This is a genomic window from Priestia sp. JV24, from assembly GCF_025910025.1.
Taxonomy (GTDB): Bacteria; Bacillota; Bacilli; order Bacillales; family Bacillaceae_H; genus Priestia; species Priestia megaterium.
Genome location: NZ_JAPCIN010000023.1, coordinates 125,041 through 137,857 on the forward strand (window position 1 = coordinate 125,041; position 12,817 = coordinate 137,857).

At 38.6% G+C, this 12,817-nt stretch carries 13 protein-coding genes; all 13 read right to left on the minus strand.

What is annotated here, in order from left to right:
* Positions 1–6 precede the first annotated feature (6 nt).
* Positions 7–2,622: a flagellar hook-length control protein FliK gene (locus OK414_RS21885; protein ID WP_263045051.1), complete on the minus strand. Its 2,616-nt coding sequence runs from the start codon at positions 2,620–2,622 to the stop codon at positions 7–9.
* Between the two features lie 17 nt (positions 2,623–2,639).
* On the minus strand, positions 2,640–3,257 hold the full coding sequence (locus tag OK414_RS21890; RefSeq protein ID WP_016765400.1) for a MotE family protein: 618 nt from the start codon (positions 3,255–3,257) through the stop codon (positions 2,640–2,642).
* Positions 3,258–3,266: 9 nt separating this feature from the next.
* Positions 3,267–3,710 carry a flagellar export protein FliJ gene (gene fliJ / locus OK414_RS21895; RefSeq protein ID WP_263045052.1) on the minus strand — a complete coding sequence of 148 codons (444 nt, stop codon included), beginning with the start codon at positions 3,708–3,710 and terminating at the stop codon, positions 3,267–3,269.
* 2 nt (positions 3,711–3,712) lie between these two features.
* Positions 3,713–5,026 (minus strand): flagellar protein export ATPase FliI, encoded by a 1,314-nt coding sequence (fliI, locus tag OK414_RS21900; RefSeq protein WP_095378737.1) that lies wholly within the window; start codon positions 5,024–5,026, stop codon positions 3,713–3,715.
* On the minus strand, positions 5,001–5,789 hold the full coding sequence (fliH, locus tag OK414_RS21905) for a flagellar assembly protein FliH (RefSeq protein WP_047930784.1): 789 nt from the start codon (positions 5,787–5,789) through the stop codon (positions 5,001–5,003). Before fliH ends, fliI begins: the two co-directional genes overlap by 26 nt.
* A complete protein-coding gene (fliG, locus tag OK414_RS21910; protein ID WP_025750326.1) occupies positions 5,782–6,801 on the minus strand; it encodes a flagellar motor switch protein FliG in 1,020 nt (339 codons plus the stop codon). Before fliG ends, fliH begins: the two co-directional genes overlap by 8 nt.
* Before the next feature lie 11 nt (positions 6,802–6,812).
* A complete protein-coding gene (fliF, locus tag OK414_RS21915; RefSeq protein ID WP_263045053.1) occupies positions 6,813–8,405 on the minus strand; it encodes a flagellar basal-body MS-ring/collar protein FliF in 1,593 nt (530 codons plus the stop codon).
* Positions 8,406–8,454: 49 nt separating this feature from the next.
* Positions 8,455–8,745 carry a flagellar hook-basal body complex protein FliE gene (gene fliE / locus OK414_RS21920; RefSeq protein ID WP_016765405.1) on the minus strand — a complete coding sequence of 97 codons (291 nt, stop codon included), beginning with the start codon at positions 8,743–8,745 and terminating at the stop codon, positions 8,455–8,457.
* Positions 8,746–8,757: 12 nt separating this feature from the next.
* Positions 8,758–9,207, minus strand: coding sequence for a flagellar basal body rod protein FlgC (gene flgC / locus OK414_RS21925; protein ID WP_014458431.1), 450 nt, complete (start codon positions 9,205–9,207; stop codon positions 8,758–8,760).
* Positions 9,208–9,209: 2 nt separating this feature from the next.
* Positions 9,210–9,599 (minus strand): flagellar basal body rod protein FlgB, encoded by a 390-nt coding sequence (gene flgB / locus OK414_RS21930; protein WP_016765406.1) that lies wholly within the window; start codon positions 9,597–9,599, stop codon positions 9,210–9,212.
* Between the two features lie 441 nt (positions 9,600–10,040).
* Positions 10,041–10,820, minus strand: a complete 780-nt coding sequence (codY, locus tag OK414_RS21935) for a GTP-sensing pleiotropic transcriptional regulator CodY (protein WP_013058882.1) — start codon at positions 10,818–10,820, stop codon at positions 10,041–10,043.
* A gap of 28 nt (positions 10,821–10,848) precedes the next feature.
* Complete coding sequence (gene hslU / locus OK414_RS21940) at positions 10,849–12,249, minus strand: HslU--HslV peptidase ATPase subunit (RefSeq protein WP_013084801.1); 1,401 nt, start codon at positions 12,247–12,249, stop codon at positions 10,849–10,851.
* Between the two features lie 16 nt (positions 12,250–12,265).
* Positions 12,266–12,808 (minus strand): ATP-dependent protease subunit HslV, encoded by a 543-nt coding sequence (gene hslV, locus OK414_RS21945; protein WP_013058884.1) that lies wholly within the window; start codon positions 12,806–12,808, stop codon positions 12,266–12,268.
* Positions 12,809–12,817: the final 9 nt, after the last annotated feature.

Here is a 12,817-nt window from a genome sequence, read left to right on the forward strand (position 1 = left end):
TATCACCTATACGTTGTAGTTAATGAGCGCTGCTTCAAAAGAAGATAGAAAGGAATCCGATTCTTCCAATTGTTGTGAATCTTGATCTTCTTCTTTTTTAAACGCTTCTTTTTCCTGTCTTTCTTTTTGCTGGTCGTTTTCATTGTTATACGACATCGCTTGTTCTGACAGTAGCACATCGATTTTATCAATTGATACATGCTGAGACGCGAGACCGTGCCGCAAAGTTGAAAGGTTGGCGTCCAATAACTCTTTTGTTTTTGCTGACGATACGACAATTCGCGCAACCGTTTCACTGTCTTTCTGAAGCATTTCAATTGAAATCGCACCTAGCTGTTTTGGCAATAACTTAATGAAAAGCTTGGATGTTCCCTCTTCAGTACTGATCGAAGCTTTACTCCATATTTTTTCAAGCTCGTTTACCAAATTGCTAGACTGTTGATAGTCAGATTTTGCTTGCCCTAGATAAATAGAGAACTGCTGAAGCTTAGGCATTTCTCCACTTCCAAAGGATGATGGCTGATTCTCTACTGTCGCTTCGGTTGTGTTTGTAACTGCAGAACTTTCGCTATTTTTTAAAGAGCTATTTGTATCTATACTTTCGCTGTGTAATACCACATCTTTTTTCCATGGAAGCTGATTGAAAAACGGTATTTTTTCTTCTTTACGAAAAGCGTTCATATTTCTCACAGAACTTTCTGAAGCTGTATGAACAGCGTCCACACCAACTTGCTCAACCGATACATGCTGAGACGTGAGAGCTTGTCGTAATTTGAAAAGATTGGCGTCTAACAGCTCCTTTGTTTTCGCTGACGTTACCACAACCTGCGCAACCCTTTCATTGTCTTGTTGAAGCACTTCAATTGAAATCGTACCTAGCTGCTTTGGCAATAACGTAACGAAAAGCTTGGATCTTCTCTCTTCAGCACTGAGCGAAGCTTTACTCCATATTTTTTGCAGCTCGTTTACTAGATCACTAGACTGTTGATGGTCTAATTTCACTTTCCCTAAATCAATAGAAACCTGCGGCCTTTTTTCTTCTTTACCAAAAGCAGTCATATCTGTTACAGAGCTTTCTGGAGCTGCTTGAACAGCAACCACATCGACTTGTTCAACTGATACATGCTGAGACGCGAGAGCTTGCCGTAACCTAAAAAGGTTGGCATTTAACAGCTCTTTTGTTTTCGCTGACGATACAGCTACTTGTGCAACCGTTTCATTGTCTTGTTGAAGCACTTCAATTGAAATCGTACCTAGCTGCTTTGGCAATAACTTAATAGAAAGCTTAGATGCTCTCTCTTCAATACTGATCGATGCTTTACTCCATATTTTTTGCAGCTCGTTTACCAAATCGCTAGACTGCTGATGGTCTGATTTTGCTTGCCTTAACTCAATAGAAAACTGCGACCCTTTTTCTTCTTTACCAAAAGCGTTCATATCTGTCATAGAACTTTCTGAAGCCGCTCCAACAGCGGCCACATCCACTTGATCAACCGATACATGCTGAGACGCAAGAGCTTGTCGTAAACTGAAAAGGCTGGCGTCTAATAGCTCTTTTGTTTTCGTTGACGTTACCACAACCTGCGCAATTTTTTCATTGTCTTGTTGAAGCACCTCAATTGAAATCGTACCTAGCTGCTTTGGAAACAACTTAATGGAAAGCTTAGATGCTCCTTCTTCAGTACTGATCGAAGCTTTACTCCATATTTTTTGCAGCTCGTTTACCAGATCTTCAGACTGTTGATGATCAGAGTTTGCTTGCCCTAGATCAATAGAAAATTCTTGGACCTTAGGTACTTCATTAGATTTAAAAGATGATGGGTTATTTTCTAAGGTCGCCTCGGCCGTTTTAGCAGTGAAAGAACTTTTACTATCTATACTTGGGTTACCTAAAACCACATCTTTTTTCCATGGAAGCTGATTCAAAAGCGGCACTTTTTCCTCTTTATGAAAAGCGGTCATATCTCTTACAGAACTTTTTGGGGCTGCTTGAACAACGGCGAAGAAATCAGCTGAGCGCTTTTCATGTAAGGTATCGGTTAATACACGTGGTTGTTTATGAATTTTCTCTATTTTTTCAGCAGCAGTTTTCTGCAAACCCTCAAGCTGCAGATCCGAAAGCTTCACTGACTGCAGCTGCGGTTTTTGTAGTTCTTCCATCAGCTGAGCAAACTCTGTTTGAAAAACAGCTGACGTATTTTTACATAGTTCCAGCAAAGTAGAAATAGAAGTTAAATACTGTTCTTGACTGTCTGTTTCAGGTGAAACAGGTGCATGCTGCATGTCTGTTAACACGTGCTGCAGCTTTAGAAGCGGCTGTTCCAAATCTAGACTACCTGGAATACTACTGATCATCTCGGCTAGATGTTCGTACAAGACAGATGGTTCATCCTCTTCATCTTCTGCTTCGCTTAACTGAATTGCCATTAACCCGACCGCCTTGAAGACGTCTTGATCTACCGTTTGTTTATCGGATGATTTCTCCCCGCGCGTTAAAGGCTGCGCATCTAGCTGCTTAAGCTGCTGAACAACTTCTTCAAAAAAACCCTGAGTCTGAATAACAGCTGCTTTTTCATCGCAGTTTACCTTTGATGCAGCTGCTGGACGTAGTGAAATTTCCACTGTTTTCACCTCTGCTTTTATTCCTCAATCTGATCTGTTAACAATGTCGTATAGCGTGCAGCTACTTTTGGATCCATTTTTTCTAAGATTGCTGTTCTTGTACTCGCTTTGAACTGCTTAAGCATCGCGACCGCTTTGTCTTCTTTTAATTCGGCAAAGATAAGTGCTGCATTTTTAGGAGACATGTTTTCATAGGTAGCAATGACATCTTTTTTTGCCAGCTGATTGTTCTTTTGTTTTTTCGCTTCATCATCGGCTTTTTCTTCCATATCGCGCATTTCAATTTTTAGTTCATCCATTTGACGATCTTTTGTAGTGATCGTTTTCTCATAAGCTGCGATTTGCTTTTCTTTCGTGCTCAACTTCTTTTGAAGGCTATCAACCTGCTTTTGTATTTCTTCATTGCTTTCTTGAATATTTTCATTTTTTTGCGACTGTTCACTTGATACAAACGGAATGGCATGTGTAATACCTGAAACTTTATCATTTACATTAACGCCTAAAAGCGTCAGAACAATATAAGCCGCCAAGATGAGGAACACTGCTGGAATAAAGATTAAAAATAAAAACACTTGGCTTTTACTGTAAGACTTTTCTTCTTCGTACTCTTCTCTTAACTCTTTTTGATTAGCCATGTTTTCCACCTAATTCCTATGCAGCATATACTGCTGTAGCGACAGCTCATCCATTTGCTTCGCTTCTAACTGTTTTTCCGCGGTTATATAAGAATCGTAGTCTCTCTTTTTTAACTTTTCATACTTCTTTACTTCTATGTTCTTTTCTTCTAGCTTCAGTTTCTTTAAGTTCATTTGCTGTCTTGCAAACATGACCTCTTGTTGCAGCCTCTCAATCACTCGTTCGGCACTTGTTAAAAACTGCTGAAATGACGTAATTTCTAAAATAGAAAGCCCTTGCTTCATTTTGCCCGTATGCTGTTCAATTAGCGTTTCTTTTTCTTTTAACTTTTTATAAAGCTTTTCACCCGCTGTTTCAAACTGCTGCAATGATTGATTATATTGATATAGCAGTTCATCTTTTTCATTTGACTTGATTGCCATTATTTTAGATAACCTAAATTCATATGCCATATTTACTCACCTTTCACAAACAGTTCACAGAGCTTTGTTACACTTGTTTCAAATGATGGATGTTCGTTCATTTTTTGTTTTAAAAATGCATCAATGACAGGATGATAGTAGATGGCCTCATCAATGTAAGCAGAAGATCCTCTTTTGTAGGCACCTATGTTAATTAAGTCTTCAGAATTAGCATAGGTAGCCATTAATGAACGCAGTTTTTCAGCTGCTTCTCTATGCCGTTCACTTACGATATGGTTCATCACCCGACTAACGCTTTTTAAGACATTGATGGCCGGATATTGACCTTTATTGGCCAGCTCCCGGTCTAGTACAATATGTCCGTCTATAATGCCTCGCACCGTATCCGAAATGGGTTCGTTCATATCATCACCGTCTACTAATACAGTGTAAAAAGCAGTAATAGATCCATGTTGATTAGTTCCTGTACGTTCAAGCAGCCTTGGCAAGCTAGCAAAAACAGATGGTGTATAACCTTTGGTAGTCGGAGGTTCACCTACGGCTAATCCAATTTCTCTCTGAGCCATTGCTACACGGGTAACAGAATCCATCATCATCATGACGCTCAGTCCCTCATCTCGAAAGTATTCAGCAATAGAAGTAGCTGTATATGCTGCTTTCATTCGAAGGAGAGCAGGCTGATCCGAGGTAGCAACTACTACAACGGAACGCTTTAATCCTTCCTCTCCAAGATCTCGCTCAATAAACTCTCTAACTTCTCTTCCTCGCTCACCTACAAGGGCAATGACATTGATATCTGCTTTTGTATTGCGTGCAATCATCCCGAGCAGCGTACTTTTCCCAACACCGCTTCCTGCAAAAATACCTATGCGCTGCCCTTGACCTACTGTTAGCAAACTATCAATCGTTCGTACCCCTACTTCAATCGGCTGTTCAATAGGCGGACGCTCTAAGGGATTAGGGGGGTCTTGGTCGGTTAAAACAAACGGCAAATAATGAGAAAGTTCAGACCCGTCTAAAGGGTTCCCTAGTGAATCAAGCACTTGACCTATTAACTCTTTCCCCACGCTTACCTGCAGAGGTTTTTCTGTCGTTTCCACTAGGCAGCCAGGTCCGATATATCGAACAGACGTATAAGGCATTAAAACAACGTGCTCACCGTTAAAACCAACAACTTCTGCACGAATTTTATCTCCTCGTTCACTAAGATGAATAAAGCAAACATCTCCTATTGACGTTCTAGGTCCTTTAGATTCAATCATCATTCCTACTACTCGGCTGACTTTCCCGTACCGTTTAAAAGAAGATGTGCGCGGGATTTCATGAATGAGTTGTGCGACTTTCATGTTTACTCTCCTCTAACAAACGTGCTTTTAATTTTTTCTTCATTTCCGTTAACTGACTATCAAAAGACGCAACAAGACGCCCATAAGAGGAATCGATGACACAATCCATTTCCTGAAGATTTTCATCTGCATAAATAAATAGCCCCGTTTCTCCGTTTAATAAATCGAACAGTTCTCGTTTATGTTCACATACATATGCATATTTTTTCGGAGAAACAAAAAGCTGGATTTCTTTATGTTCTCTAACTTCTTTTAAAGACCTTTCAACAAGTGATAAAAATGATTCATCTCTTTGAAGCCGCTCATTTAAAATCGCTTCAGCTAGGGTGAAACCTAATTCAAAGATGACTTCTTCAGATTGATTTATGTATTCGTAGTACTGATTCTTTGTTTCGTCAACAATGTTTCGCGACATGGCTAATACATGCTCATACTCTTGTTTTCCTTGAAGCAGCCCTTCTTCGTATCCTTCTTCATAGCCTCGCTGTTGTTCTTGTTGAAACAGCAGCACCTTCTCTTCTTCCCACTGCTTTTTCAAACGTTCAACTTCGTTTTGAGCTTGTTTGCGGTAAGCATCTGCCTCGGCCTTTATTATTTCAGCTTCACTGTGCGCTTGTTCAATAACGTGCTTTGCATTTTCTTGCTGAAGATGTTCTTCTGTGGGCTCATCTTGTACCGGAAAGCCAAATGGAATGACTTGAATGTGCTTTGCATTTTCGTCTGAAAGTTTATTCGTATAAGTTGATTTAATGATATTAGACAATAATATCGTCTCCTCCACCTCGAGCTAGTACAATTTCACCAGCATCTTCTAAACGTCTAATTGCAGCAACGATACGTGACTGAGCTTCCTCTACATCTTTCAAACGCACAGGACCCATAAATTCCATTTCTTCTTTAAACGTTTCCACCATACGGCTAGACATATTTTTAAAAATAATAGATTTTACTTCTTCACTTGCTACTTTTAAGCTCAACAATAAATCATCATTTTCTACATCTCGTATCACACGCTGAATAGAGCGGTTATCGAGCGTTACGATATCCTCAAATACAAACATTCGCTGCTTGATTTCTTCTGCTAATGCCGGATCTTGAATTTCAAGCGTATCAATAATAATTTTTTCAGTCGCTCGGTCTACTCCATTTAATACTTCAACTACTGCTTCTAAACCACCTGTTTGGGTATAGTCTTGGGTAACAGTAGCAGAAAGCTTTCTCTCTAAAATTTGCTCCACTTCATTAATGACTTCCGGAGACGTACTTCCCATCGTTGCAATCCGTCTTGCAATATCCGCTTGCCTTTCCTGAGGCAGTGATGATAAGATTTGTCCTGCCTGCGGCGGCTCTAAGTAAGATAAAATAAGGGCAATCGTCTGAGGGTGCTCATGCTGAATAAAATTTAACAACTGCATAGGATCAGCTTTTCTGGCAAAGTCAAACGGACGAACTTGCAAAGAAGAAGTTAATCGATTGATAATCATCATAGCCTGCTCTGGTCCAAGTGCTTTTTCTAACACCTGTTTCGCATAGCTTACTCCTCCTTTTTCAAGGTAGTTTTGAGCAAGCGTTATTTGTTCAAACTCATGAAGCACAGCTTCTTTTAGAGACGGCTCTACTTTTCTCACTGAAGAAATTTCAAGCGTTAGTTGCTCAATTTCATCTTCACTGAGATGTTTATAGATAGAAGCTGATACATCCGGACCGAGAGAAATCAACAAAATTGCTGCTTTTTGCTTTCCAGTTAACTCATTTTTTTGCATAGCCTTTACCATTAGCTTTCCTCCTAATCCTCACTAATCCATGTTCGCAGCAGTTTTGCAAACTCTTTCGGGTCTTGCTTCGCTAACGTTTCAAGATTGCTTTTTGTTTGCTGTTCAGCACTTAAAACAGGAGCTTTTTGTGCCGCTTCATATGCTTCAAAAGTTTCATCGTACTCTTCATCATATTCCTCTTCATCTAAGTCTTGACGCCTTTTCCTAACCAACAGCACAATAAGAACAACAATAATAAGCAGCAGTGCTCCTCCGGTTATATACATCCACAATGGAATCGAACTTGCTGTGTTGTCAGCTGTTTCTTGTCCATTAAACGGCTGAACGGAAACGGTAATCTTATCGCTGACCGCGTTATCCGAGAGGGCTTTCGTATTTGCATCTTTTGAAATAGAAGTACGGACAATTGTACCTAACATTTTTTGAACGTCTGACTCAAGCGTATCGGAAACTTGTGATTTCCCTTTTGCATTGGACGGATCTATCATTACTTGAATGCCAAGGTCTTGAATTTTGTATGGACTTTCGACGATTTCTTTATGAATTCGATTCACTTCATAATTAATTCGTTCTTCGTTTTTTTCGTAGTCTCCGTCTCCACTTGTTGTACTAGATGAGTAATTTGTTGTATCTTCTTCTCCTGTTCCAGCAACGCCTCCATCTTGAGCGTTTTTACCAGAAAATGTTTCATTAATTTTTTCAGCGCTAACGGCAATTCCTTGCATATTATCTTTATCAACGGGCTCTACTAGCTTTTCCTCGCGATTTTCCTGTGTAAAATCAAGATCTGCTGTAACAGAAACCATTACTTTGTCTTGACCGACCAGTCTTCCTAGCATTTGCTGTACTTGACGCTGAATATCTCGCTCAACTTCTTTTTTCGCTTCGTTCTGCCAAGCAAATGAGCTAGAAGCTGAATTCGTTTCGTTACCTTTTAAATCAAAGTACTCAAAATATTGGTTCATGATGACGATATTATCGGTAGGAAGGTTTGGCACACTTTTGGATACTAAATGATAAAGAGATTTAATTTGCTGATCATCAAATTTATAACCAGCCTTTGTATTAAGCACAATCGATGCTGATGCTTCTCCCTGCTTTTCATTCGCCCAGACGCTTTCATTGGGAAGGGTAATCATCACTTTTGCATCGTTGACTCCTTGAATGTTTTTCATTAAGTTAGCCAATTCAGTTTGCATCGCATCGAGTTTTAACACATCAAATTCATTATCTGTCATACCAAAGCTCGCATTTTTCCCAAAAAACGAATAGTCGATACTTCCGCTATCAGGAATTCCTTGTGCAGCTAAATCAACTTTTAGCGAGTCAACGCTTTGTTCAGGCACCGAAATGGTTGTTCCATTATCAGAGATTTCTGAAGGAACGCTTCTAGCATCAAGCTCTGCTTTGATTTGTCCTGTTTCTTGAGCCGATAGATTGCTATAAAGAGGGACAAATTTATCCTTGTTTAAAAAAACAGATGCTAAACTAATGACTAGAATAGCCGCAAGAGGAGCAGCGATAAGGGCTATTTTTTGTCCTTTTTTGCGGTTATTCCAAAAGACTTTCATCTTATCTCGATAAAGAGCTATTCTTTCATTCATGGTATTCCTCCGGTTATTACTATTTTCATTTTCTTTAATAACCGCTCAATTACATTTGCATTCTCATCATTTCCTGATAGGCTTCAACAGCTTTATTGCGTATTTCAAGAGCCGTTTGCATCGTAATACTTGCTTTTTGAGCAGTAATCATTACATCTTGGAGTTCGACGTTTTCTCCTTTAGCAAGCTTTTCAGTCACTATATCCGAAGCGCGTTGAGTATTGTTTAACTCATTGATTGAGTCTTTTAAAAACGTTGAAAACTGTTGAGTTGTTTGTCCAGTGCTAGTAGAAGCTGCTGTTTTTGCTATTGCTATTTGATTGCTGATACCATTAATCATTTTATCGCTCCTTTATTTCCCAATTTCTAACGCCTTTGTTAATATACTTTTGTTTGTATTAAAGACCGTGACGTTTGCTTCATAAGATCGAGTAGCACTAATTAAATCCGTCATTTCTTTTAAAGGATCTACGTTCGGCATCTGCACGTACCCTTGGTCATTCGCATCTGGATGCGTCGGGTTATATACTAAATTAAAAGGAGTATTATCTTCTACGATATCTGTGACTTTTACACCATTGTTTTGACTTTTATTGATTTCGGAGTGTAAGAGGGACGAAAAAGAAGGCGAACGATCAGACTGCATGACAACCATTTTTCTTTTATAAGGCTGCCACTCACCATTAACGTACGTCCCTCTTGTCGTTTCAGCATTCGCCATATTAGATGAAACAACGTCCATCCTTAAACGATTGGCAGTTAAAGCTGAAGATGTAATATTCATATTTTGAAAAATAGTCAAACTTATTTACCTCCTCTAATGACTGTTTGAAGAGAATTAAATTTTCCATTTAAACGATCTACTAGCGCCTCATAGTAAATTTGATTTTCAGCCATATCCGCCATCTCTTTATCCATATCCACATTATTTCCGTTTGCTTGATAAGAAGTGTTTCCTTGCTGGGTAATCATCCTCTGGGATGAATTGGAAAATGGGATATGTTTTGAATCAGTCTGATATGCTTCTAACTCGTTATGTAATAAATCTCGAAATTCACTCGTACGCGTTACTGTTTTCGATTTATAATTTGGAGTATCAACGTTTGCGATATTTTGTGCAATCGTCTGCTGCTTTTGTGACGCGTAGCTAATTCCATTTTCAATTGTTTGAAAAGTAGTTGAAAACAAACTCAATTCTTACACCTGCTTATCTATTCTATTTTTCTCAAAATGAGACAAATTTCGACTTTAGTACCATAGAACTTATTGTAAGAAAAACTTCATGCAATGTCTATCCTTTTTTAAGAACTTTTGGACTATAAACCAAAATTTTCATTCGTTTTCCAAGCATATTTTAACATCAATGCTATACTTTAGCTCTATTTTTTTAATTTAAAATCAAAATATATACCATAAGTCCTGAACAATATGTAATAAAAGTAACGATTTGTAATCAACTAGTATCTTTTTACTATTTGAAGATTCTATAATATAATTTTTAGATTTTTATATGAAGTTTGTTAAAGTTTTATAAAAATAGTGAACGAATCGTCTTAACCCACAGCGAATCTTTTTGTACTGAGAGCATACAAAAAAGCACACGGGCTTTGCCCGTGTGCTTTTTTGTTCATAAACTTAGTTAGATTTTAATTTTTCAAGCTCTACTAAGAATTTGTTGTTAAGAACTTTAATGTAAGTTCCTTTCATTCCTAAAGAACGTGATTCGATAACGCCAGCACTTTCTAATTTACGTAGCGCATTTACGATTACTGAACGTGTAATTCCAACGCGGTCAGCAATTTTACTTGCTACTAATAGTCCTTCATTTCCATTTAACTCTTCAAAGATGTGCTCAATAGCTTCTAACTCACTGTATGATAATGAGCTAATTGCCATTTGTACAACAGCTTTGCTACGTGCTTCTTCTTCAATTTCTTCTGCTTTTTCACGAAGAATTTCCATACCTACTACCGTTGCCCCGTATTCAGCAAGGATTAAATCATCGTCTTCGAACTGACGGTCTAAACGAGATAGTACAAGCGTACCTAGACGCTCTCCGCCTCCGATAATTGGAACGATTGTTGTTAGTCCTGCATCAAATAAGTCTTTATTTTCAACTGGGAAAGCTGTATATTGACTTTCAATGTTTAAGTTAGAAGATGTTTCTTGAATGTTAAATAAGCTTTGAGTATATTCTTCTGGGAACTGGCGTGCTTCTAACATATCTTTCATGCGCGCATTCTCAATTTGCTGTTTAACAGCGATTCCTAATAATTTACCGCGACGGCTTACTACGAATACGTTTGATTCGATCACTTCGCAAAGTGTTTCAGCCATTTCTTTAAAGTTTACTGGTTTACCAGCTGCTTTTTGTAGCATTGCATTAATCTTTCTAGTTTTCCCTAATAAATCCATTAGTACTCTTCCTCCTGCGATTTCAGTTCTATAAAATAAATTGACTCAAATCTTTGTTTTTAGCGATTTTTTCTAATTTTTCTTCCACGTACTGCGGAGTAATCACAATTTTCTCTAATGTTACTTCTGGTGCTTCAAACGATAAATCCTCTAGCAAACGTTCTAAAATCGTATGAAGTCTTCTTGCACCAATATTATCTGTATCTTGATTTACCTGATATGCAATTTCTGCAATCTTACGTATAGCATCGTCAGAAAATTCAATTTGTATACCTTCAGTTTCCAATAATGCCGCATATTGCTTTAATAACGCATTATCTGGCTCTACTAAAATGTTTATAAAATCTTCAACGGTTAGCTTCGTTAATTCAACGCGAATTGGGAATCGACCTTGCAATTCTGGAATTAGATCTGACGGTTTTGATACATGGAAAGCACCGGCTGCTACAAATAAAACATGATCAGTTTTGACTGCGCCATATTTTGTAACAATCGTTGACCCTTCTACAATTGGTAAAATATCTCGCTGTACGCCTTCACGTGAAACATCAGCGGAAGATGAATTACCACTTTTCTGAGCAATTTTATCAATTTCGTCAATGAAAATAATTCCGTATTGTTCTGCACGATTCACAGCTTCTTGCGTCACTTCATCCATATCAATCAATTTTTGCGCTTCTTCATTTGTTAATACTTTTCGTGCATCTTTAACAGTAAGTTTGCGCTTTTTTTGTTTTTTAGGCATAAAATTGCTTAAGGCATCCTGCATGTTCATGCCCATTTGTTCCATACCCGAACCTTGTAACATATCAAACATAGAAGGCTGTTGCTCTTCTACTTCAATTGTGACATAATGATTTTCAAGCTCTCCTAAAGCAAGCTGATGAGCAATCTGCTTGCGCTTCGTTGCAATATTCGTTTCCTCATCTTGATCAGGATCCGCATCGCTTGACTGTGTACCGTTTGAAAAAATCATTTCAAACGGATTTTTAAACGATTGCTGCTTCTTTTTGCTCGGAACAAGAAGCTCTACTATCCGCTTGTTTGCATTTTCTTCTGCGCGATCACGCACGCCGTTCATTTTTTCTTCTTTCACAAGTCGAACTGACGTTTCCACTAAATCACGAACCATTGATTCTACATCGCGCCCTACATACCCAACTTCCGTAAATTTTGTTGCCTCAACCTTAATAAAAGGTGCACCGACAAGCTTAGCTAAGCGGCGTGCAATCTCGGTTTTACCCACACCTGTAGGACCAATCATTAAAATGTTTTTCGGCACAACTTCATCACGTAAAGATTCGTCTAGCAGACCGCGTCGATAGCGATTTCGCAGCGCAACAGCGACCGCTTTCTTTGCCTTCGTTTGACCAATAATATACTGATCGAGCTTTTCTACAATTTGTCGAGGTGTTAAATGAGAATTCATAAAAAAATCCCCTTTCCTACAGTTCTTCTACAATAATATGATCATTTGTATAAACACATATCTCACTTGCTACATCTAAAGCTGCTTTTGCAATTTCTTTAGCTGTTAAATGTTCGCCTGCATGTTGTTTTAATGCACGTCCCGCTGATAAAGCATAATTTCCGCCTGATCCAATTGCTAAAATGCCGTCGTCCGGTTCAATAACTTCACCCGTTCCTGATACTAACAGTAAGTTATCTTTGTTCATAACAATAAGCATTGCTTCTAACTTTCGCAATACTTTGTCACTTCTCCATTGTTTAGCAAGCTCAACGGCTGCACGCTGAAGATTTCCGTTATACTCTTCAAGCTTCGTTTCAAATAATTCAAAAAGAGTGAATGCATCAGCTACTGAACCTGCAAAGCCGGCAAGAACTTGCCCTTGAAATAGACGTCTTACTTTTCGAGCAGTATGTTTCATCACAACAGCATTTCCGAACGTTACTTGTCCGTCTCCAGACATAGCACATTGACCGTTATGCTGGACCGCAAAAATCGTAGTAGCATGGAAAGTAGACAAATTAACTCC